The sequence below is a fragment of the Streptacidiphilus sp. PAMC 29251 genome (genome assembly GCF_054208735.2).
Genome location: NZ_CM135725.2, coordinates 3,430,641 through 3,452,948, shown reverse-complemented (window position 1 = coordinate 3,452,948; position 22,308 = coordinate 3,430,641). Strand labels below are relative to the sequence as shown.

General features: G+C 72.3%; 18 protein-coding genes and 1 pseudogene. 13 read left to right on the top strand and 6 right to left on the bottom strand.

Annotated features, from left to right (window positions below; genetic code table 11):
• The first annotated feature begins 16 nt into the window (after positions 1 to 16).
• Positions 17 to 1,924, top strand: a complete 1,908-nt coding sequence (locus ACXKR8_RS16180) for an AMP-dependent synthetase/ligase (RefSeq protein WP_458273612.1) — start codon at positions 17 to 19, stop codon at positions 1,922 to 1,924.
• 38 nt (positions 1,925 to 1,962) lie between these two features.
• Here ACXKR8_RS16180 and lepB read toward each other — a convergent pair whose 3' ends face one another.
• Complete coding sequence (lepB, locus tag ACXKR8_RS16175) at positions 1,963 to 2,826, bottom strand: signal peptidase I (RefSeq protein ID WP_458273611.1); 864 nt, start codon at positions 2,824 to 2,826, stop codon at positions 1,963 to 1,965.
• An 84-nt stretch (positions 2,827 to 2,910) separates the two neighbouring features.
• Here lepB and hemW point away from each other — a divergent pair, with 84 nt between their 5' ends.
• Positions 2,911 to 4,140: a radical SAM family heme chaperone HemW gene (hemW, locus tag ACXKR8_RS16170; protein ID WP_458273610.1), complete on the top strand. Its 1,230-nt coding sequence runs from the start codon at positions 2,911 to 2,913 to the stop codon at positions 4,138 to 4,140.
• A gap of 6 nt (positions 4,141 to 4,146) precedes the next feature.
• Here the strand turns inward: hemW and ACXKR8_RS16165 are convergent, their stop codons facing one another.
• From ACXKR8_RS16165 to htpX, 3 genes are read right to left on the bottom strand one after another with little or no spacing between them, the layout of a single operon-like run.
• On the bottom strand, positions 4,147 to 4,971 hold the full coding sequence (locus tag ACXKR8_RS16165) for a DUF3097 domain-containing protein (protein ID WP_458273609.1): 825 nt from the start codon (positions 4,969 to 4,971) through the stop codon (positions 4,147 to 4,149).
• Positions 4,968 to 5,552 carry a PspA-associated protein PspAB gene (gene pspAB / locus ACXKR8_RS16160; RefSeq protein ID WP_458273608.1) on the bottom strand — a complete coding sequence of 195 codons (585 nt, stop codon included), beginning with the start codon at positions 5,550 to 5,552 and terminating at the stop codon, positions 4,968 to 4,970. The genes ACXKR8_RS16165 and pspAB overlap by 4 nt, the downstream gene beginning before the upstream one ends.
• Before the next feature lie 57 nt (positions 5,553 to 5,609).
• Entirely contained in the window at positions 5,610 to 6,530 is a 921-nt protein-coding gene (htpX, locus tag ACXKR8_RS16155) for a zinc metalloprotease HtpX (RefSeq protein ID WP_458273607.1), read from the bottom strand.
• Positions 6,531 to 6,727: 197 nt separating this feature from the next.
• On the opposite strand from htpX, the gene hrcA reads away from it, so the two are divergent.
• From hrcA to ACXKR8_RS16110, 9 genes and pseudogenes are all read left to right on the top strand, one after another.
• Positions 6,728 to 7,759 carry a heat-inducible transcriptional repressor HrcA gene (gene hrcA, locus ACXKR8_RS16150; RefSeq protein WP_458273606.1) on the top strand — a complete coding sequence of 344 codons (1,032 nt, stop codon included), beginning with the start codon at positions 6,728 to 6,730 and terminating at the stop codon, positions 7,757 to 7,759.
• Between the two features lie 53 nt (positions 7,760 to 7,812).
• Entirely contained in the window at positions 7,813 to 8,961 is a 1,149-nt protein-coding gene (dnaJ, locus tag ACXKR8_RS16145; RefSeq protein WP_458273605.1) for a molecular chaperone DnaJ, read from the top strand.
• A gap of 42 nt (positions 8,962 to 9,003) precedes the next feature.
• Entirely contained in the window at positions 9,004 to 9,747 is a 744-nt protein-coding gene (locus tag ACXKR8_RS16140) for a 16S rRNA (uracil(1498)-N(3))-methyltransferase (RefSeq protein WP_458273604.1), read from the top strand.
• A gap of 114 nt (positions 9,748 to 9,861) precedes the next feature.
• Complete coding sequence (locus ACXKR8_RS16135; RefSeq protein ID WP_458273603.1) at positions 9,862 to 13,143, top strand: S41 family peptidase; 3,282 nt, start codon at positions 9,862 to 9,864, stop codon at positions 13,141 to 13,143.
• A 95-nt stretch (positions 13,144 to 13,238) separates the two neighbouring features.
• The gene (locus ACXKR8_RS16130; RefSeq protein ID WP_458273602.1) at positions 13,239 to 13,613 is read left to right on the top strand and encodes an HIT domain-containing protein; all 375 of its coding nucleotides are present in this window, start codon (positions 13,239 to 13,241) and stop codon (positions 13,611 to 13,613) included.
• A gap of 7 nt (positions 13,614 to 13,620) precedes the next feature.
• Complete coding sequence (locus tag ACXKR8_RS16125; RefSeq protein ID WP_458273601.1) at positions 13,621 to 14,538, top strand: ribonuclease Z; 918 nt, start codon at positions 13,621 to 13,623, stop codon at positions 14,536 to 14,538.
• 136 nt (positions 14,539 to 14,674) lie between these two features.
• A pseudogene (locus ACXKR8_RS16120) lies at positions 14,675 to 15,741 on the top strand (PhoH family protein).
• A gap of 14 nt (positions 15,742 to 15,755) precedes the next feature.
• Complete coding sequence (gene ybeY / locus ACXKR8_RS16115; protein WP_458273599.1) at positions 15,756 to 16,244, top strand: rRNA maturation RNase YbeY; 489 nt, start codon at positions 15,756 to 15,758, stop codon at positions 16,242 to 16,244.
• The gene (locus ACXKR8_RS16110; RefSeq protein ID WP_458273598.1) at positions 16,241 to 17,590 is read left to right on the top strand and encodes a hemolysin family protein; all 1,350 of its coding nucleotides are present in this window, start codon (positions 16,241 to 16,243) and stop codon (positions 17,588 to 17,590) included. Before ybeY ends, ACXKR8_RS16110 begins: the two co-directional genes overlap by 4 nt.
• A gap of 79 nt (positions 17,591 to 17,669) precedes the next feature.
• On the opposite strand, the gene ACXKR8_RS16105 is transcribed toward ACXKR8_RS16110, so the two are convergent.
• Positions 17,670 to 19,145 carry an MFS transporter gene (locus ACXKR8_RS16105; protein ID WP_458273597.1) on the bottom strand — a complete coding sequence of 492 codons (1,476 nt, stop codon included), beginning with the start codon at positions 19,143 to 19,145 and terminating at the stop codon, positions 17,670 to 17,672.
• A 141-nt stretch (positions 19,146 to 19,286) separates the two neighbouring features.
• On the opposite strand from ACXKR8_RS16105, the gene ACXKR8_RS16100 reads away from it, so the two are divergent.
• Together ACXKR8_RS16100 and ACXKR8_RS16095 are read left to right on the top strand one after the other, a co-directional pair.
• The gene (locus ACXKR8_RS16100) at positions 19,287 to 20,105 is read left to right on the top strand and encodes a helix-turn-helix transcriptional regulator (protein WP_458274996.1); all 819 of its coding nucleotides are present in this window, start codon (positions 19,287 to 19,289) and stop codon (positions 20,103 to 20,105) included.
• An 82-nt stretch (positions 20,106 to 20,187) separates the two neighbouring features.
• Complete coding sequence (locus ACXKR8_RS16095) at positions 20,188 to 21,396, top strand: M20 metallopeptidase family protein (RefSeq protein WP_458273596.1); 1,209 nt, start codon at positions 20,188 to 20,190, stop codon at positions 21,394 to 21,396.
• Between the two features lie 22 nt (positions 21,397 to 21,418).
• Here the strand turns inward: ACXKR8_RS16095 and ACXKR8_RS16090 are convergent, their stop codons facing one another.
• Positions 21,419 to 22,303 (bottom strand): LLM class flavin-dependent oxidoreductase, encoded by an 885-nt coding sequence (locus tag ACXKR8_RS16090; RefSeq protein WP_458273595.1) that lies wholly within the window; start codon positions 22,301 to 22,303, stop codon positions 21,419 to 21,421.
• Positions 22,304 to 22,308 lie beyond the last annotated feature (5 nt).

Below are 22,308 nucleotides of genomic sequence, written 5' to 3'. Positions count from 1 at the left end.
GGCCCCGGAGGTAGCCGTGAATTCCGCAGCACCGCTGATCGACAGCCGTCCCGCCTCGGTGGCGCAGCTGTTCCTCTCCCGGGTCGCGGAGACGCCCGACCGCGAGGCGTACCGCTACCCGGTCCCGGTGGACGAGCACGCCGCGGACGGCGCGCCCGGCGCCGAGCAGTGGCGCTCGCTCACCTGGGGGCAGGCCGCAGAACGGGTGTACGCCATCGCCGGCGGCCTGATGGCCCTGGGCATCCAGCCCGAGGAGCGGGTGGCGATCTCCTGCTCCACCAGGATCGAGTGGATCCTGGCCGACCTGGGCATCATGTGTACCGGCGCGGCGGTCACCGCCGTCTACCCCAGCACCAACGCCGACGAGACCTCCTTCATCCTGGACGACTCCGGCAGCCGGGCGATCATCGCCGAGGACGGCAAGCAGCTCGCCAAGATCCTCGGCGAGTGCGGCCACCTGCCCGAGCTCAGGCACGTCATCACCATCGACGGCAGCAAGCCGGCCGAGGGCGCCGAGCCGCCCGAGGGGGTCGAGGTGATGTCGCTGGCCGAGCTGGAGGAGCGCGGCGCCGCGTACCTCAAGGAGCACCCGGACGCGGTCACCACCGCCGTCGCCGCCATCGACCGCGAGCAGCTGGCCACCCTGATCTACACCTCCGGCACCACGGGCCGGCCCAAGGGCGTCCGGCTGGTCCACGACTGCTGGGCCTACCAGGCCGCCGCCCAGTCCAGCACCGGGCTGCTCAGCGCCGACGACGTGCAGTACCTGTGGCTGCCGCTGTCGCACGTCTTCGGCAAGACGCTGACCTCGGGTCAGATCCAGCTGGGCTCGATCACCGCGGTCGACGGCCGGGTGGACCGGATCATCCACAACCTCCCGGTGGTGAAGCCGACCTACATGGCCTCCGCGCCGCGGGTGTTCGAGAAGGTCTACAACGGCATCGCCGGCAAGGCCAGGGCCGAGGGCGGGGCCAAGTACAAGATCTTCCTCTGGGCCGCCAAGGTGGCCCGCGACTACGCCCGCACCGGTCAGGAGTCCCAGATCGCGACCGGGGTCAGGACCGTCCCGTTCGGGCTGCGCGCCCAGCACGCGATCGCCGACAAGCTGGTCTACACCAAGATCCGCGCGGCCTTCGGCGGCCGGATGCGCGCCTGCGTCTCCGGCAGCGCCGCGCTGGCCCCGGAGATCGGCTTCTTCTTCTCCGGCGCGGGCGTGCACATCCTGGAGGGCTACGGGCTGACCGAGACCAGCGCCGGATCCACGGTCAACCCCGGCGAGGGCTACCGGATCGGCACCGTCGGCACCCCCCTGCCCGGCACCGAGGTCAGGATCGCCGAGGACGGCGAGGTGCTGCTGCGCGGCCCGGCCGTGATGCGCGGCTACCACAACCAGCCGGAGAAGACCGCCGAGGTGCTGGAGAGCGACGGCTGGTTCCACACCGGCGACATCGGCGAGATCGACAAGGACGGCTTCGTCAAGATCACCGACCGCAAGAAGGACATGTTCAAGACCTCGGGCGGCAAGTACGTCGCGCCCAGCGAGGTCGAGGGCCGGTTCAAGGCGGTCTGCCCCTTCGTCAGCAACATCCTGGTGATCGGCAACGGCCGCAACTACTGCTCCGCGCTGATCACCCTGGACGAGCCCACCATCATGCAGTGGGCCGGCGCCCACGGCCTGGCCGGGAAGTCCTACGCGGAGGTCTGCTCCTCGGCCGAGGTGCACACGCTGGTGGACGGCTTCGTCCAGCGGCTCAACGGCGACCTGCAGCGCTGGCAGACCGTCAAGAAGTTCACCGTGCTGCCCCGCGACCTGGACATCGAGCACGGCGAGCTGACCCCCAGCCTCAAGGTCAAGCGCCCGGTCGTGGAGCGCGAGAACGCCGCCGCGATCGAGGCCATGTACGCGGGCGCCAACGAGGCCTGAACCGCTTCCTGCTCCGCGGGTCTCTCCCTACACAGGTCTCACCGCCGGGCGGCGGTCGCTGCCCGGCGGTGCCGCCGCCTGCGCCACCACACCGTCAGCGGCACCGCCGCCAGCAGCGCCACCAGGCCGCCGAAGGCGAAGGGGGCCGGGCTGCCGGCCGGCTGGGAGAGACCGGCCTGGTCAAACGTGGAGGGGATCGGCAGGGTGGCCCAGTGGCTGACCGGCCAGGCCACCACAAAGGCCCGGCCGACCACGTCGCCGACCGGGACGTAGCCGCCGCCGTTGTTGTGCAGCCGCTGGTAGCGGGAGTCCTCGGAGTCGTTGCGGTGGTCGCCCATCACCCAGAGGTAGCCCTTGGGCACCGTCACCGTGCCGACCGAGTAGTCGTCGCAGGGGGTGGCCCCCGGGAAGACGTACGGCTCCTGCAGCTTCACCCCGTCCACCGAGACCGGCGCGCCCGCGTTGCAGACCACGGTGTCGCCGCCGACCGCGATCACCCGCTTGATCAGGTCCTTCTCGGTCGCCGAGGGCAGCAGCCCGATGTCGCTCAGCGCCGACTGGATGTTCCGCACGGTGGCGCTGCTGCTCCGCGGCGGCAGGTCGGCGTTGGACAGCCAGTTGCCCGGGTCGTGGAAGACCACCACGTCGCCGCGCTGCGGCTGGGCCCCGAACCAGGGGCTGAACTTGTCGACCAGCACCCGGTCGTTCTTCATCAGGGTGTTGTTCATCGAGTCCGAGGGGATCGAGAAGGCCTGCACGAAGAAGGTCTTCACCACCAGCGCCAGCACCAGCGCGAACAGCACCAGCAGCGGCAGCTCCTTCCACAGCGGCCGCCGCGGCTTCTCCGTCCGCCCGGTGCCGGCGTCCCCCGCCGCGACCTCGCTTGCAGTCTGCTGACCCATCCCCGCGCCCCCTCCGACACCGATCAAACCCATCAACCCAACGTTCGGGAGTTCCCTGCCCGCGCAATGCCGGACAATGGGCCCATGCCCTCCGCACTTCCCGACGGTGAAGCCGTCCCCACCGACGGGGCCCTGCCCGCGTCCGCGCTCAGCGAGCTGGGGCAGCGGCCCTTCGGCTTCTACGTCCATGTGCCGTACTGCGCCACCCGCTGCGGCTACTGCGACTTCAACACCTACACCGCCACCGAGCTGCGCTCGTCCGGCGCGGTGGCCTCCCAGGACACCTACGCCGACAACCTGGTCGCCGAGATCCGGCACGCCCGCCGGGTGCTGGGGGAGGCCGAGCTGCCGGTGCAGACCGTCTTCCTCGGCGGCGGCACGCCCACCCTGCTGCCGGCCCGGGACCTGGTCCGGATGCTGGCCGCGATCCGGGAGGAGTTCGGGCTCGCGGACGGGGCCGAGGTGACCACCGAGGCCAACCCGGAGTCGGTCGACCCGGCCTACCTGGCGGAGCTGCGCGAGGGCGGCTTCAACCGGCTCAGCTTCGGCATGCAGAGCGCCCGCCCGCACGTGCTGCAGCTGCTGGACCGCCGGCACACCCCGGGACGGCCCGAGGCCTGCGTCGCGGAGGCCCGCGCGGCCGGCTTCGAGCACATCAACCTGGATCTGATCTACGGCACCCCGGGGGAGAGCGACGAGGACTGGCGCGCCTCGCTGGAGGCGGCCCTCGGCGCCGAGCCCGACCATGTCTCCGCGTATGCGCTGATCGTCGAGGAGGGCACCAAGCTCGCCGCCAGGATCCGCCGCGGCGAGATCCCGATGACCGACGACGACGTCCACGCCGACCGCTACCTGATCGCCGAGGAGCTGCTCAGCGCGGCCGGGCTGCACTGGTACGAGGTGTCCAACTGGGCCACCGGACCGGCCGCCCGCTGCCGCCACAACGAGCTGTACTGGACCGGCGCGGACTGGTGGGGCGCGGGCCCCGGCGCGCACAGCCATGTCGGGGGCGTGCGGTGGTGGAACGTCAAGCACCCGGCGGCGTACGCGCAGGCGCTCGCCGAGGGCCGCACCCCGGCGCACGGGCGCGAGCGCCTGGCGGACGAGGACCGCCGGGTGGAGCGGATCCTGCTGGAACTGCGCCTCGCCGACGGCTGCCCGCTGGAGCTGCTGCACGAGGCCGGCCGCAAGGCCGCCGACCAGGCCCTGGCGGACGGTCTGCTCGACCCGGCGCCCTATGCCGAGGGCCGGGCCGTGCTGACCCTGCGCGGACGGCTGCTGGCCGACGCGGTGGTCCGGGACCTGGTCGACTGATTTCCGTCAGCTGGTGACGAAGTCGATCAGTTCCTCGACCCGGCCCAGCAGCGAGGGGTCCAGGTCCTTGAAGGAGTCCACCGAGGCCAGGATCCGCTTCCAGGCCGCCGGGGTGTTCACCGGCCAGCCCAGCCGGCGGCAGACCCCCTCCTTCCACTCCTCGCCGCGCGGGACCTCCGGCCAGGCCGCGATGCCCACCGAGGAGGGCTTCACCGCGGCCCAGATGTCGATGAAGGGGTGCCCCACCACCAGCACGTCCGCCCCGCTGACCTGGGCGGCGATCCTGGACTCCTTGGAGTTCGGGACCAGGTGGTCCACCAGCACCCCCAGCCGCCGCCCCGGCTCGGGGCGGAACTCGGCGACGATCGCGGGCAGGTCGTCCACCCCCTCCAGGTACTCGACCACCACGCCCTCGATCCGCAGGTCGTCGCCCCAGACCCGTTCGACCAGCTCGGCGTCGTGCCGGCCCTCGACGTAGATCCGGCTGGGCAGCGCCACCCGGGCCCGCACCCCCCGCACCGCGACCGAGCCGGAGGCGGTGCGGGCCGGGGCGACCGGGACCGGCGGGGCGACCGAGCCGGGGCGGACCAGGGTCACCGGACGCCCCTCCAGCAGGAAGCCGCTCGGGGTGAGCGGGAAGACCCGGTGCTTGCGGTGCCGGTCCTCCAGGGTGACGGTGAAGCCCTCGGCGGTCTTCTCGCAGCGCACCACCGCGCCGCAGAAGCCGGTGACGACCTCCTCCACCACCAGATCCCGCTCGGCCGGCACCTCGGGGGCCGGGACCGAGCGCTTCCACGGGGGCGTCAGGTCGGGGCCGTAGCTACGGGTCACAGGCCGGGCGCTCCCCAGACCGGGAACCAGCGGGTCAGGTCCTGCTCGACCCGCAGGTCGTTCCCGAGCATCGCCTTGATCTGCAGCTCCAGCGAGTTGTCCCGCTTCTCGCCGCCGCCCGCGGCCGGGGCGAAGGGGTAGAAGGTGCCGCGCTTGTAGAGGTAGACCAGCGCCAGCGAGCGGTGCCTGCTGTCGGTGAAGTTGACCAGGGAGCAGAGCAGCTGCGGCCCGAAGCCGGTGCTCTCCAGCGCCGAGTTCACCGCGTGCACGTCGTTGACCAGGGAGACGATGTCGTCCGGGCTCTGCCGGGCGGTCAGCCAGGTGTAGCCGTAGGAGTCCTGGGTGGACTCGATCGGCACGCCCCCGCGCCCGGTGTCGGCGTCCAGCAGCGCCTGGACCTCCTGCTGGACCTGGGCGAAGGCGCCGCCCTCGACGGCGGAGAAGCAGACCGAGCCGACCCCGGTCGGCCGGAAGTCGGCGGCCGCCTCCAGCGTGATCGCCGCCGAGGGCAGGCCGAACAGCTGGTCGAGGTCCGGTTTCACCGGCTTGGTACGGCCCAGCAGCGTGTCCAGGAAGCCCACGGGTTCACTCCTCGGGAGGTGACGGAAAACACGGGAGGTGATGGATACAGCGAAGGACTACGGACGGCCCAGCTCGGCGGAGATCCGGCCCAGCTGCTCCAGCCGCTGCTGCAGCGAGGGGTGGGTGGAGAAGGCCTGGCTGGCCGCCTTGCGGGCGGAGACCGCCGGGGCGAAGTAGAACGCGTTGAAGGGCTGCGCGCGGCGCAGGTCCTCGGTGGGGATGGCCGCCATCTCCCCGCTGACCTTGGTGAGCGCGGAGGCCAGCGCCGAGGGGCGCCCGGTCAGCAGCGCGGCGGCGCGGTCGGCGGAGAGCTCGCGGTAGCGGGAGAGCAGCCGGGTCAGCAGGAAGCTGATGCTGTAGGCCACGGCGCTGACCCCGATCACGATCAGCAGCACCATGCCGGTGTTGTCGCCGTCCCGGTTGTCCCGGCTGCTGAAGCCGCCGAACAGCCCGGCCTGCAGGCCGACCCTGGTCAGGATGCCGGTCAGCACGCCGAGGAAGCCGGCGATGGTCATCACCATCACGTCCTTGTGGGCCACGTGCGACATCTCGTGGGCGAGCACGCCCTCCAGCTCCTCCGGCTCCAGCCGGCGGAGCAGCCCGGTGGTGACGCAGACCACGGCGTTCTTCTCGTTGCGGCCGGTGGCGAAGGCATTGGGGATGTCGCTCTGGGCGACGGCGACCTTGGGCTTCTTCATGTCGGCCAGGGCGCAGAGCCGGTCGACCGTGCCGTGCAGCTCCGGGTAGTCCTGGGCGCTGACCTCGCGGGCGCCCATGCTGAAGGAGGCGATCCGGTCGCTGAACCAGAACTGGGCGATGAACAGGCCGCCGGCGATGATCACGATGATCAGCCAGGCTCCCTTGAGGAAGACCAGCAGGGCGCCGACGAAGACGACATACAGCAGCCCGATGAGGAACATCGTCAGCAGCATCCGGCTGGTCAGTCCGCGGTCGGGTGCAAAGCGTGTTCTGGGCATGTAGCCACTCCTCAAGATGGACCTGTGCTGCAATTCTGCCCTGTAGGGCCTACCAACAGGTACGTATGGGAGGGCGCGGGCGTTCCGGTGGCCTACCCTCGCGCCTTACACTGGCCGAACAGGCGTTGGCACTCGTTCGGCCAGAGTGCCAGTCTCCACAGGACAGCCGGTGTCCGAGGACAGGAGGTGCGTGGCCCGTGCATGAGGAGCGCAAGCTCGACGACCGCAAGCTGGCGGTTCTGCGTGCCATCGTCCAGGACTACGTCGGGACCGAGGAGCCGGTCGGCTCCAAGGCCCTGGTGGAACGCCACAACCTCGGCGTGTCGCCGGCCACGGTGCGCAACGACATGGCGACACTCGAGGACGAGGGCTACATCCACCAGCCGCACACCAGCGCCGGACGGGTGCCCACCGACAAGGGCTACCGGCTGTTCGTCGACCGGCTGACCGAGGTGAAGCCGCTGTCCGCGCCCGAGCGCCGGGCCATCGGCAGCTTCCTGGACCACGCGGTGGACCTGGACGACGTGGTGGCCCGTACGGTGCGGCTGCTGGCGCAGCTGACCCGGCAGGTCGCCGTGGTGCAGTACCCCTCGCTGTCCCGATCGACGGTGCGCCATGTGGAACTGGTGGCGCTGACGCCGACCCGGGTGATGCTGGTGCTGATCACCGACACCGGCCGGGTGGAGCAGCGGCTGATCGACTGCCCCGGCGCGGTCGGTGAGACGGTCCTCGCCGATCTGCGCAGCCGGCTGAACACCAGGGCCGCGGGCCAGCGCTTCGCCGAGGTGCCGACCCTGCTGCAGGATCTGCCCGAGGCGTTCGAACGCGAGGAGCGGGGCGCGGTCACGGCCGTGCTCACCGCGCTGTTCGAGGCGCTGGCCGAGCAGACCGAGGAGCGGATCGTCATCGGCGGCTCCGCCAACCTCACCCGCTTCCCGCACGACTTCCCGCTCACCATCGCCCCCGTGCTGGAGGCGTTGGAGGAGCAGGTGGTCCTGCTGAAGCTGCTCGGGGAGACCGCCGACGCGGGCATGATGGTCCGTATCGGTCACGAGAACGCCTACGAAGGGCTCAATTCCACGTCGGTCGTGTCGGTGGGCTACGGTTCGGGCGACGAGACCGTCGCCAAACTGGGTGTGCTCGGGCCGACGAGGATGGACTACCCGGGAACCATGGGTGCCGTCCGGGCGGTTGCACGGTACGTCGGTCAGATCCTGGCTGCGTCATAGCCTTACAGCGGTGTCGGGAACGTCGGCGCGAATAGAACAAGCGGAGCATTTTGGTGGCCACGGACTACTACGCGGTACTCGGCGTCCGGCGTGACGCCGGTCAGGACGAGATCAAGAAGGCGTTCCGCCGACTGGCGCGCGAACTCCATCCTGACGTCAATCCCGACCCGAAGACCCAGGAGCGGTTCAAGGAGATCAACGCCGCCTACGAGGTCCTCTCGGACCCCAACAAGCGGCAGGTCTACGACCTGGGCGGGGATCCCCTGTCGGCGAACGGCGGCGGCGCGGGCCCCGGCGGCTTCGGCGCGGGCGCGGGCTTCGGCTTCAGCGACATCATGGACGCCTTCTTCGGCGCGGCCGGCGGCGCGCAGCGCGGACCGCGGTCGCGGACCAGGCGCGGCCAGGACGCGATGATCCGGATCGACCTCGACCTCGAAGAGGCCGCGTTCGGCACCACCAAGGACATCCAGGTCGACACCGCCGTGGTCTGCACCACCTGCAACGGCGAGGGCGCGGCCCCCGGCACCTCCGCCCAGACCTGTGACATGTGTCGCGGTCGCGGCGAGGTGTCGCAGGTCACCCGGTCCTTCCTGGGCCAGGTTATGACCTCCCGCCCCTGCCCGCAGTGCCAGGGCTTCGGCACCGTCGTGCCCACCCCCTGCCCCGAGTGCGCCGGCGACGGCCGGGTCCGCGCCCGCCGCACGCTGACCGTGAAGATCCCGGCCGGTGTCGACAACGGCACCAGGATCCAGCTGGCCGGCGAGGGCGAGGTCGGCCCCGGCGGCGGCCCGGCCGGCGACCTCTACGTCGAGATCGCCGAGAACGCGCACAAGATCTTCCAGCGCCGCGGCGACGACCTGCACTGCACCGTGACGCTGCCGATGACGGCGGCGGCGCTGGGCACCAAGGTCCCGCTGGAGACCCTGGACGGCCAGGTGGAGATCGACGTCCGCCCCGGCACCCAGTCCGGGCAGTCCATCCCGCTGCACGGGCGCGGCATCACCCACCTGCGCGGCGGCGGCCGCGGCGACCTGATAGTGCACGTCGAGGTGCAGACCCCCGGCAAGCTCGACCCGGAGCAGGAGGACCTGCTGCGGCGGCTCGCCGCGCTGCGCGGCGAGGAGCGCCCCAAGGGCACCTTCGAGCCGGGCCAGCAGGGCCTCTTCTCCCGGCTGAAGGACGCCTTCAACGGCCGCGCCTGAGCCGCACGGCTCCCAGGAACAGCAAGGACAGGAACGTACGTCGTGACAGCCCCCGTGTTCGTGGTGGAGACCTCGCAGCTGGGCCCGGTGGGCTCGGTGGTCCGGCTGGACGGCGCGGAGGGCCGGCACGCGGTCGCGGTGCGGCGGCTGGCCGTCGGCGAGCAGCTGGTGCTGACCGACGGCGCGGGCCAGGGGGTGTCCGGCTCGGTCGCCGCCGTGCTCGGCAAGGAGGCGCTGGAGGTTCAGGTCTCCGGGCTGCTGGCCGAACCCGAGCCCGCGCTGCGGGTGGTGGTGGTGCAGGCGCTGCCCAAGGGCGACCGGGGCGAGCTCGCGGTCGAGCTGATGACCGAGGTCGGCGTGGACGAGGTGGTCCCCTGGGCGGCCTCGCGCTGCATCACCCAGTGGAAGGGCGACCGGGGCCTCAAGGCCCTGGGGAAGTGGCGGGCCACCGCCCGTGAGGCCGGCAAGCAGTCCCGCCGGCTGCGCTTCCCGGTGGTCCGGGACCCGATGAGCACCCGGCAGGTGGCCGAGCTGCTCGCCGGCGCCGCGCTGGGCGCGGTGCTGCACGAGGAGGGCTCGCTGCCGCTGGCCTCGGCCGGGCTGCCGGCCCGGGGCGAGCTGGTGCTGGTGGTCGGCCCCGAGGGCGGGGTCTCCCCGGACGAGCTGGCGCGCTTCGCCGAGGCGGGCGCCGCCCCGTACCGGCTCGGGTCCACGGTGCTGCGGACCTCCACGGCGGGGGTCGCCGCCGGAGCCCTGCTGCTCGGGCGCACCGGACGCTGGGGCTGATCGTCCGAGCGGCTGCGGCTGATCGTCCGAGCCGCCTGCGCTGATCGTCCGGGTCGGTCCGCTGCGAGCTGAATCTTCTGTCGCACGGAGAGTGGTGGCGGCTAGGGTGGCCGCGTGACTGAAGCCGACAGCTATCTCCGGTTCCCCCATATCCATGCTGACCTGGTCACCTTTGTGGCCGAGGACGACGTCTGGCTGGCCCCCCTCGCGGGTGGCCGGGCCTGGCGGGTGAGCGCCGACCAGGTGCCGGTGACCCGCCCCCGGATCTCGCCCGACGGAACCCTGCTCGCCTGGACCTCGACCCGCGACGGTGCGCCCGAGGTGCATGTCGCCCCGGTCGACGGCGGTCCGGCCCGGCGGCTGACGTTCTGGGGCAGCGCGCAGACGGCGGTGCTGGGCTGGACGGCCGAGGGCGAGATCCTCGCCCGCAGCTCGGTCGGCCGGATGTCCCGGGCGCACCCGTGGGCCTTCGCGGTGCCGCTGGACGGCGGCCCGGCCCGGCAGCTCCCGTACGGACGGATCGGCGGGGTGGCCCAGGAGCCGGCCGGCGGCGCGGGGCGGGTGCTGCTCTCCTCGGCCGGGATGGGCCGCGAGCCGGCCCACTGGAAGCGCTATCGGGGCGGTACGGCGGGCAAGCTGTGGATCGGGGTCGAGGGTGACTTCGCCCGGCTGCACGCCGAGGTCGACGGCAACATCGAATCGCCGATGTGGGTCGGAGACCGAGTTGCGTTCCTGAGTGACCACGACGGGATCGGGCAGCTCTGGTCCAGCCTGCCGGACGGCTCCGACCTGCGTCGGCACAGCGACCATGAGTTCTACGCCCGCAACGCCGCCACCGACGGCGCCCGGGTGGTCTACCACAGCGGCGGCGACCTCTTCCTGGTCGACGACCTGGCCGGGGCCGAGCCGCGCCGCCTGGAGATCAGGCTGGGCGGCCCCCGGGTCGACCGCCAGCCGTTCCCGGTCGCGGCGGGCCGGCACCTCGGCCGGGTCGCCCCGGACGCGGAGGCCCGCTCCAGCGTGGTCGAGGTCCGCGGCACCATCCACCGGGTCACCCACCGGGACGGCCCCGCGCGCACCCTCTCGGCCGTGCCGGGGGTGCGCAACCGGCTGCCGCAGGCGCTTCCTGACGGTGCGTCGGCCTGGGTCTCCGACGCCGGGGGCGAGGACGGCCTGGAGCTCTCCGACGGCCGCCGGATCGCGCACGGACAGCTCGGCCGGGTCGAGGAGCTGGCTGCCTCCCCGGACGGGAAGCAGCTGGCCGTCGCCAACCGGGACGGCCTGGTGCTGCTGGTCCAGGTCGCCGACGGCACGGTCCGCCAGATCGACCGCGGCACCAGCTCGCACGCCACCGACCTCGCCTTCTCCCCGGACTCGCAGTGGCTGGTCTGGTCGCACGCGCTGGGCGTCGAGGAGGTGCCGCGCCAGCTGCGGATGGCCAAACTGGCGGACGGCACGGTCACCGAGCTGACGCCGCCGCGCTTCACCGACTACGCGCCGGCCTTCACCACCGACGGCAAGCACCTCGCCTTCCTGTCGATGCGCGACTTCGACCCGGTCTACGACGCCCATGTCTTCGACCTGTCCTTCCCGGTCGCCTGCCGCCCCTATCTGCTGACCCTGGCCGCGGACACGCTCTCCCCGTTCGGCCCGCAGCCGCAGGGCCGCGCCCTGGGCAAGGGCGGCGACGAGGCGGAGGGCAAGGACGGCAAGGACGCCGCCGCGGCGACCGGCGCCGAGGGCGACGAGGCCGGCACCGACAGCGGGGCCGCTGACGGGGCCGAGGAGGCCCCCGCGGTGACCCGGCTGGACCTGGAGGGCCTGGCCGACCGGATCGTGCCCTTCCCGGTGCCCAGCGGCAGCTACAGCCGGCTGCGCGCGGTCAAGGGCGGGGTGGTCTGGCTGGAGCACCCGCTCGCCGGTGAGCTGGGCACCAGCAAGGCCACTCCCGAGGACGAGGCCGAGCGCAGCAGTCTGCAGCGCTTCGACTTCGCCACCCGCCGGGCCGAGACCCTGGTCGACGAGCTGGACGGGTTCGAGATCTCCGGCGACGGCTCCCGGCTGGCCGTGGTGGACCACGGCGAGCTGCGGATCGTCCCCGCCGACCGCAGGGTCGGCAAGGACGAGCGGGACGACGCCGTCACCGTGGACCTCTCCCGGATCCGGGTCACCATCGACCCCGCCGCCGAGTGGCGGCAGATGTTCGACGAGACCGCCCGGCTGATGCGGGACAACTTCTGGCGGATCGACATGGGCGGCCTGGACTGGCCGGCCGTGCAGGCCCGCTACCGCCCGCTGGTGGAGCGGGTCGGCAGCCACAGCGACCTGGTGGACCTGCTCTGGGAGCTCCAGGGCGAGCCCGGCACCTCGCACGCCTATGTGACCCCGCGCGGGCACGGCGTCGCCGGAAACCGCCGCCAGGGCATGCTGGGCGCGGACCTGGCCAGGGACCCGGCCGGGGTCTGGCGCGTGACCAGGGTGCTGCCCGGCGAGTCCTCGGACCCGGCGGCCCGCTCCCCGCTGGGCGCCCCCGGCGTCAGCGTCCGGGCCGGGGAGTCGATCCTGGAGGTGGACGGCCGCCCGGTCGACACCGTGTCAGGTCCCGGACCGCTGCTGGTCGGCACGGCCGGCAAGCCGGTCGAGCTGACCATCGGCTCGGCCACTCCGACCAATGCCGAGGGGGACGCCGCCGAGGCCGGCAGCACCCGCTCCGTGGTCGTGGTTCCGCTCGCCGACGAGGAGGCGCTGCGCTACCACGCCTGGGTCGCCGACCGCCGCGCCTACGTGCACGAGCGGTCCGCCGGGGCGCTCGGCTACCTGCACGTTCCGGACATGGTGGCCAACGGCTGGGCCCAGGTGCACCGCGACCTGCGCACCGAGATGGCCAGGGACGGCCTGGTGGTGGACGTCAGGGAGAACCGCGGCGGCCACACCTCGCAGCTGATCATCGAGAAGCTGAACCGCCGGGTCATCGGCTGGGGCGTGGTCCGCGACCTCACCCCGCACACCTACCCGGAGATCGCCCCGCGCGGCCCGCTGGTCTCGGTCGCGGACGAGTTCTCCGGCTCGGACGGCGACATCGTCAACGCCGCCTTCCAGGCGCTGAAGCTCGGCCCCGTGGTCGGCGTCAGGACCTGGGGCGGGGTGGTCGGCATCGACGGCCGCTACGGCCTGGTCGACGGCACCAGGGTCACCCAGCCCCGCTACTCGACCTGGATGGAGGGCTACGGCTGGAACCTGGAGAACCACGGCGTCGACCCCGACGTCGAGGTCGTCTGCACCCCGCAGGACTGGGCCGCCGGGCGGGACCCGCAGCTGGACGAGGCGATCCGGATCGCCCTGGCCGCCCTCGCGGAGACCCCGGCGGTCACCCCGCCGAGCATCCCGGCGCTGTAGGAGTGCCCGGCTGCCGCTCCGGCCGCGGGTACGATGCGGCTGGAGCGGCCGAGGCAGCCGGGCCATCGGGGCTGGAACCAGAAGGAGCTGACGACGTGGCGGGAGAGCCGCAGGCGGACTGCCTGTTCTGCAGGATCGTGGCGGGGGAGATCCCGGCGACCGTGGTCAGGGAGACCCCGACCACCCTCGCCTTCCGCGACATCGCCCCGCAGGCGCCGACCCATGTGCTGGTCGTCCCCAAGGCGCACCACCCCAACGCGGTCGCCCTCGCCGACGCCGACCCGGCCCTGGCCGGTGCGCTGCTGGCCGAGGCCGGACGTGTGGCCGAGGACGAGAAGGTGGCCGAGTCGGTCGGCGGGGCCGGCTACCGGCTGATCTTCAACACCGGGGCCGGGGCCGGCCAGACCGTGTTCCACGCGCACGTCCATGTCCTCGGCGGCGGGGACGGCCTCCGCGAGAAGCTGGTCTGACCCGGTCGTGCCACGCGAACTGGTGGTGCTCGGGACGGCGAGCCAGGTGCCGACCCGGAACCGCAACCACAACGGCTACCTGCTGCTCTGGGACGGCGAGGGCCTGCTGTTCGACCCCGGCGAGGGCACCCAGCGGCAGCTGCTGCGGGCCGGGGTGAGTGCCTCCACGATCACCAGGATCTGCGTCACCCACTTCCACGGCGACCACTGCCTGGGGCTGCCCGGCATCATCCAGCGGCTCAACCTGGACCGGGCGCCGCACCCGGTGAGCGCCTACTACCCGGCCTCCGGCCAGCACTTCTTCGACCGGCTGCGGCACGCCAGCGCCTTCCACGAGACGGTGGAACTGTGCCCGGAGCCGATCACCGAGCCGGGTGAGCTCAAGGCCCCGGGCGCCCCCTTCACGCTGGAGGCGGTGGGGCTCTCGCACCCGGTCGAGTCCTTCGGCTACCGGCTGACCGAGCCGGACGGCCGCCGGATCCTGCCCGAGCGGCTGGCCGCCCACGGCCTGGCCGGGCCAGCCGTCGGCCGACTGCAGCGCGAGGGCGCGGTGACCCTGGCGGACGGCTCCACGGTCACTTTGGAGCAGGTCAGCGAGCCGCGCCCGGGCCAGAGCGCGGCCTTCGTCATGGACACCAGGCTCTGCGAGGGCGTGGCCCGGTTGGCCGAAGGGGTGGACCTGCTGGTGATCGAGGCCACCTTCCTGGAGGCGGACGCCCAGCTGGCCCGCGACCACGGGCATCTCACCGCGGCCGAGGCGGCCCGGACCGCGGCCGAGGCCGGGGTGCGCCGGCTGGTGCTGACCCACTTCTCCCAGCGCTACCCCGACACCAAGGGGCATCTGGCCGAGGCCCGGCGGTTCTTCGACGGCGAGATCGTGCTCGCCGAGGACCTGATCCGGGTGCCGGTGCCGAACCGTGGGTAACCGGACCCATAAAACGACTGGCGCCACGCCCGGCACAGGCGGAGCATCATGCATTCCAGCCCTACCGTCCGTCGTACCCTTAGTCACACCACGGACCCGACAGTGATTGGGAAGAGGCAGGCCACAGCGCCGACCCATGACATCAACGAAACCACGCGCCCAGCAGGTGCCCGCGCAGGCCCAGGCAAAGATCATCGTTCCGGAGAACCACCCGATGGTGACCGTTCTCGGCGCCGGGGACTCACTCCTGAAGGTGATCGAGAAGGCGTTCCCCGACCTGGACTTCCATGCCAGGGGCAACGAGATCACGGCCACCGGCGACCGGGTCGCCATCGCCCTGGTCCAGCGCCTGTTCGACGAGATGATGCTGGTGCTCCGCACCGGCCAGCCCCTGACCGAGGACTCCGTGGAGCGTTCGATCGCCATGCTGCGCAAGGCCGCCGAGGACCCGAACAGCCCCGAGGGCTCGCAGAACCCTCGGCGGTGTTCACCACCAACATCCTGTCCAGCCGGGGCCGCTCGATCCGCCCCAAGACGCTCAACCAGCAGACCTATGTCGACGCCATCGACCGCCACACCATCGTCTTCGGCATCGGCCCGGCCGGCACCGGCAAGACGTACCTGGCGATGGCCAAGGCGATCCAGGCGCTGCAGGCCAAGCAGGTCAGCCGGATCATCCTGACCCGCCCCGCGGTCGAGGCGGGGGAGCGGCTCGGCTTCCTGCCGGGCACCCTCAACGAGAAGATCGACCCGTACCTGCGGCCGCTCTACGACGCCCTGCACGAGATGATCGACCCGGACTCCATCCCCCGGCTGATGGCCGCGGGGACGATCGAGGTCGCTCCGCTGGCCTATATGCGCGGCCGGAGCCTCAACGACGCCTTCATCATCCTGGACGAGGCGCAGAACACCAGCGCCGAGCAGATGAAGATGTTCCTGACCCGGCTCGGCTTCAACTCCAAGATCGTGGTCACCGGCGACGTCACCCAGATCGACCTGCCCGGTGGCACGGTCAGCGGGCTGAAGATCGTCCAGGACATCCTGGCCGATGTCGAGGACATCAACTTCAGTCGTCTGACCAGCCAGGACGTGGTCCGCCACAAGCTGGTCGGCAAGATCATCGACGCCTACGGGCAGTACGACGCAGCACATGAAGCGCAGGACGCAGGCAAACCCGGCAAGCCCCGACGTACCGAAAGCTGAGAACCACACCCCTCATGTCGATCGACATCAACAACGAGTCCGGCACGGAGGTGGACGAGCAGGCGATCCTGGACATCGCCCGCTTCGCCCTGGACCGGATGCGCATCCACCCGCTCTCCGAGCTGTCCGTGATCGTCATCGACGCGGAGGCGATGGAGGCGCTGCACATCCAGTGGATGGATGAGCCGGGACCGACCGATGTGATGTCCTTCCCGATGGACGAGCTGCGCCCCGGCAAGGAGGACGAGGAGCTGCCGCAGGGCCTGCTCGGCGACATCGTGCTCTGCCCCGAGGTGGCCGAGACCCAGGGCACCGCCAACGGCCACTCCATGGACGCCGAGCTGCAGCTGCTCACCGTCCACGGGGTGCTGCACGTGCTCGGGTACGACCACGAGGACCCGGACGAGGAGCGCGAGATGTTCGGGCTGCAGAAGCGGATCCTGGACGACTGGCGCGCCGAGCGCGGCGATACCGGGCCGTCCCCGGCCCCGACGACCCGATGAGCGGCAGTAGTACCGGCTTCCTCGTCATCGCCGTCCTGCTCGTGATCCTCGCGTGGCTGGCGGCGTGTGCGGAGGCGGGCATCTCCCGGGTGTCCCGCTTCCGCGCCGAGGAAGCCGTCCGCAACGGCCGGCGCGGGGCGGCGCGGATGCTGACCCTCGCCGCCGACCCGATCCGCTACCTCAACCTGGCCACGCTGATCCGGGTCACCTGCGAGATGGCCGCCGCGGTCCTGGTGACCGTGGTCTGCGTCCGCTCCTACCACGAGACCTGGCTGGCCCTGCTGGTCGCCATCGGCGCGATGGTGCTGGTCTCCTACGTGGCGGTGGGCGTCTCGCCGCGGACCATCGGCCGGCAGCACCCGATGAACGTCTCCACGGCCGCGTCCGTGGTGCTGCTGCCGCTGAACCGGATCCTCGGCCCGATCCCGCGGCTGCTGATCCTGCTCGGCAACGCGCTGACCCCGGGCAAGGGCTTCCGCGAAGGCCCGTTCGCCTCCGAGGCGGAGCTGCGGGCGCTGGTCGACCTGGCCGAGAAGGACTCGCTGATCGAGGACGACGAGCGCCGGATGGTGCACTCGGTGTTCGAACTCGGCGACACCATCGTCCGCGAGGTGATGGTGCCGCGCACCGACCTGGTGATGGTCGAGCGGGAGAAGACCGTACGGCAGGCGCTGACGCTGGCGCTGCGCAGCGGCTTCTCCCGGATGCCGGTGGTCGGCGACAACGAGGACGACGTGGTCGGCATCGTCTACCTCAAGGACCTGGTCCGGCGCACCCATGTGAACCGCGAGGCCGAGACCGAGCCGGTGGCCGCGGTGATGCGGCAGGCGACCTACGTCCCGGACAGCAAGCCGGTCGCCGACCTGCTGCGGGAGATGCAGCGGGACCGGATCCACGTCGCGGTGGTGATCGACGAGTACGGCGGCACGGCCGGTCTGGTCACCATCGAGGACATCCTGGAGGAGATCGTCGGCGAGATCACCGACGAGTACGACCGCGAGTCCCCGCCGGTCGAGCCGCTGGGCAACGGCTCCTACCGGATCACCGCGCGGCTGCCGGTGGAGGAGCTGGGCGAGCTGTTCGGCATCGAGCTGGAGGACGAGGACGTCGAGACCGTCGGCGGGCTGCTGGCGAAGGCGCTGGGCCGGGTGCCGATCCCCGGCTCCGGCATCGAGGTGCCGGTGCCGGAGGAGCACGAGCTGCCGATCAGCGCGATCCGGCTGACCGCGGAGAGCACGGCGGGCCGCCGCAACCGGATCGGCACACTGCTGGCGGAACCGGTGCCCCTCAAGCGGGCCGGCGAGGACGACGCCGAGGACCGCGGGCAGCTGCCGGAGTCGGACTGAGCTGTCGCGGCGTGCCGCAGGGCCGGAACCCGATCGGGGTCCGGCCCTGCGGCACGCCTGGGCTCAGCGGACCTCCGGCTCAGCGGCTGCCGCGCCGGGTCCGCAGGCCCAGGGCGACCACCACGGCGAGCGCGGCGACCAGGGCCGCGTCCGCGCCCAGGCCCAGCCGGACCCCGCCCAGGGTGGCCTGGCCCAGGCTGCGGCCCGCCGCCCGCAGGCTGTCGGAGCGGGCCGAGGCCAGCGCGCTCAGCAGCGGGATGCCGATGGTCAGGCCGACCTGCTGGGTGGTGGTGACCAGCCCGGTCGCCAGCCCCTGCTCCTCGTTCGGCAGTCCGGAGGTCGCGGTGACGCTGTAGGCCACGATCGCGGCCAGGTGGCCGAACGCCGCGGCCGACCCGGCGATGGTGAACACCCAGGCCCCGGCGCTGCCCTGACTGATCGTCAGTAGTACTGCCGTCATCGCCGCCTGCAGCAGCAGGCCGCCGACCACGGTACGGGCGGAGCCGATCCTGGCCACCACCCTGGGGGCGACACTGCCGCTGACGGCGCAGGAGACCCCGAGCACCCCGAAGATCAGCCCGGTGCTGACCGGCGACAGGCCGTTGACCTGCTGCAGGTACAGCGTCCCCAGAAAGATCACGGCGCTCATCATCGAGAAGGTGGCCAGCCCGGCCAGGTTGCCGAAGGCCACCGTGGGGCGGCGCAGGATCCGCAGCGAGACCAGCGGCTCGGCGGTCCTGGACTCGATCACCACAAAGCCGGACAGCAGCAGCACCGCCGCCACCAGCGAGACCACGACCGAGACGGCGCCGAAGCCCGACTGCGCGGCGGTGGACAGGCCGTAGATCAGCGCCAGCAGACCGCCGGTGACGGTGATCGCGCCGGGCACGTCGATCCGGCCGCGGACCTCGTTGCGGGACTCGGTCAGCAGCAGCGGGGCGCCGACCAGCACCAGCAGGCCCATCACCACGTTCAGCGCCATGGTGGAACGCCAGGTCAGGGTCTGCGTCAGCACGCCGCCCAGGACCATGCCGAAGGTGAAGCCCAGCGCCATCAGGCTGCCCATGATGCCCAGCGCCCGGTCCCGCTGCGGGCCCTCCTTGAAGGTGGTGGTCAGCAGCGCCATCCCGGACGGGACGATGGCCGCCGCGCCCAGCCCCTGCAGCGCGCGTCCGGCCAGGAACACCCCCGGCGACCAGGCCGCGGTGGCCAGCACCGAGGCCGCGGTGAACAGGGCCAGGCCGGTGATGAAGATCCGGCGCCGGCCCACCTGGTCGGCGATCCGGCCGAACAGCAGCAGGAAGCCGCCGGAGGGCAGCGCGAAGGCGGTCATGCCCCACTGCAGGTTGGCCTGCGTCATGTGCAGGTCGCGGCCCAGGGTGGGCAGCGCGATGTTGAGGATGGAGAAGTCCAGCGCGACCGCGAACTGGGCGGCGCACAGGAGGAAGAGGACCAGTCGGGCCCGGACGGACAGCCTGGCGGCCGTTGGATCGGAGCCGGTGCCCGCTGTTCCGGCGGGGGTGCCTTTTGTCGCCGCTGAGGTGTCGATTGCCATGACCCCATGGTTGTTGCGGGCCGCAGGGGCTGGAGAGAGTGTGCTTATCCTGTTGGTACGACCACCAGGTAGGGGAGCCACGTGGAAGCGAGCACCAAGACCGTCGACGACCGTCGCCGCGCCGATCTGCGCGAGTTCCTGATGAACCGCAGAGGCCGGGTCACCCCGCGCGAGGCAGGACTGCCGGACGGCGGAGCCCGCCGACGCACCCCCGGACTGCGTCGGGAGGAGGTCGCCGTGCTGGCGGGCGTCGGTGTCTCCTGGTACCAGTGGCTGGAGCAGGGCCGCGACATCACCGTCTCCGGACAGGTGCTGGACGCGGTCGCCCGGGTGCTGCGGCTGGACGACCCCGAGCGCCGCCACCTCTACGTGCTGGCCGGGCTCAACCCGCCGCTGCTGCGGGCCGATGCGGTGCAGGCACCCGTGTCGGACGGGCTGACCAGGATCATCGACTCCTGGATGCCGTTCCCGGCGAACATCATCGACCGGTACTGGAACAACATCGTCTACAACGAGGCCGGCGCGGCGGTCTACGACTTCAACGACACCTGGCGCAACTGCCTGGTCAGCTATTTCACCAACCCGGTCTACCGGGGCCGGCACCGGGGCTGGGAGGAGGACGCGGCCCTGGTCGTCGCCGAGTACCGCTACGCCGCGGCCGAGTACCCCGACGACGAGGGCTTCCGGGTGGTCACCGACGAACTCGCCCGGCAGAACCCGTTCTTCGCGGAGCTGTGGGCCAGGGGCGACGTCCGGGCGCCGGGCCAGCGGGTGAAGTGGATCGACCACGCGCTGGTCGGCGAGCTCTCCTTCGAAGCCACCCAGCTGAAGGTGCCGGCCCGCCCCGACCTCACCATCGTGCTGCACAACCCCAGCCAGGGGACGGACACCGCACGGAAGTTGGAGTGGCTGGCCTCGCCCGAGGGCCGCCGCGGAGCGATGCGGCAGGTCGTCGGCTGAGGGCAGGCGGTGGTGACCGGAACCGCCGTCCAGTGATAGTGCTCTCCCTGGTACATCCTCCCTCCGTTCAGGAGTCCCGCCCATGACCGCTGCCACCGTCCTCCGCGCCTCCGCCGCCACGCTGCAGCCCGAGCTGGCGGCGCTGCGGCACGCCCTGCACCGGGAACCGGAGATAGGCCTCGACCTGCCGCTCACCCAGGCCAAGGTGCTGGCCGCGCTGGAGGGGCTGCCGCTGGAGATCACCCTCGGCCAGAAGCTCAGCTCGGTGACCGCGGTGCTGCGCGGCGCCCTGCCCGGGCCGACCGTGCTGCTCCGCGGGGACATGGACGCGCTGCCGGTGCAGGAGGCCGCGGACCTGCCGTACGCCTCCGCGCTGGCCGGGGCGATGCACGCCTGCGGCCACGACCTCCATGTCACGGCGCTGGTCGGCGCGGTCAGGCTGCTCTGCGAGCGGCGGGAGACCCTGGCCGGGGACGTGGTGTTCATGTTCCAGCCGGGGGAGGAGGGGCGCGGCGGCGCCCAGGTGATGATCGACGAGGGGCTGCTGCTGGCCAGCGGCTCGATACCGGTGGCCGCCTACGCGCTGCATGTCTCGTCCTCGATGCCGCAGGGGCAGGTGCTCGGCCGTCCCGGCCCGATGATGGCCGCCGCCGACACCCTGGTGGTCACCCTGCGCGGACGCGGCGGCCACGGCTCCGCGCCGTTCGCCGCGGTGGACCCGGTCCCGGCCGCCTGCGAGGCGGTGCTGGCGCTGCAGACCATGGTGACCCGGCGCTTCGACGTCTTCGACCCGGTGGTGGTCACCACCGGACTGCTCCGGGCCGGGACCATCAACAACGTCATCCCGGACGACGCCTACTTCGAGGCCACCATCCGCTCCTTCTCGCCGGAAGCACGGGCGCTGGTCCGGGCCGAGTCGCTGCGCGTGGTCCACGGCATCGCCGCAGCCCACGGCCTTGAGGCCGAGGTGGAGTACGTGGACGTCTACCCGCCCACCGTCAATGACGCCGCCGAGGCCGCGTTCGCCGCCGACACCGCCCGGGAGCTGCTCGGCGAGCACCGCTGGACCACGATGCCGCAGCCGCTGGCCGGGGCCGAGGACTTCTCCTTCGTCGCCCAGCAGGTCCCGGCCGCCTTCCTCTTCCTCGGCGCCTGCGTGGACGGCCAGGACCCGGCCACCGCGCCGTACAACCACTCACCGCTGGCCGCCTTCGCGGACTCGGTGCTGGCCGACGGCGCGGCGCTGCTGGCGGCGCTGGCGCTGGGACGGCTCAGCCGCGCGACTCCCTGACCGTTCAGCCGCGCAGCTCCCTTCAGCCGCGCAGCTCCCTGACCGTCGCCGCCACCTGCTCGAACGGCTCCGGCCCGACCGCCCGCAGCACCACCGTGTCGGCCCCCGCCGCCCACAGCTCGCGCACCCGCGCGGCCGCGGTGGCGGCGGGGCCGACCGCGGCGAAGACCTGCTCGGTCGGACGCTGCAGCCAGGCGGCGTGGCCGTCCAGGGCCGGGCCGACCGTGGCCTGCAGCAGCTCGGGGTCGTCCTGCACACAGAGGAAGCTGAACACGGTCAGGCTGTGTTCGGCCGGTTCGGCCCTTCCCTCGGCTCCCTTGGCGATATGGGCGAGCGCCTCGGCCAGGTCGGCCGGACCGTGGCCCTCGGCCAGGATCGTGCCGTCCGCGACCCGGCCGGCGAGTTCCAGCGAGCGCGGCCGGACCACCCCGGCCACCACCGGCGGCACCACGGCCGGCGGATGGACCAGCCGGACCGCGTCCAGGTGCACCTCCCGGCCGTCCACGGTGACCTCCTCGCCGCGCAGCAGCCCGCGCACGGCGGTCACCGTCTCCTCCAGCAGCGCCAGCGGGCTGCGCGGGGCGACCCCGACCTTCGCCATCCACTCCCGCACCCCGTGGCCCACCCCGGCGGTCAGCCGTCCCGGGAACATCCGCGCCAGTGCGCCCAGTTCCATCGCCAGCAGCGCGGGATTGCGCAGCGGCGCCGGGGTGATCCCGATGCCGACCCGGAGCCGCTCGGTCACCGCGAGCGCGGTGGCGGCGGAGGCGATCGCCCCGGTCCACTCCAGGTCCTCGACCACCCACAGCTCGTCCGCCCCGAGCCGCTCCACGTCCCTGGCGAACTGCGGCAGCTCCTCCGGCGCCCAGTCGCGGTCGTACATCACACCGATCCGATGACTCGTCATACCCG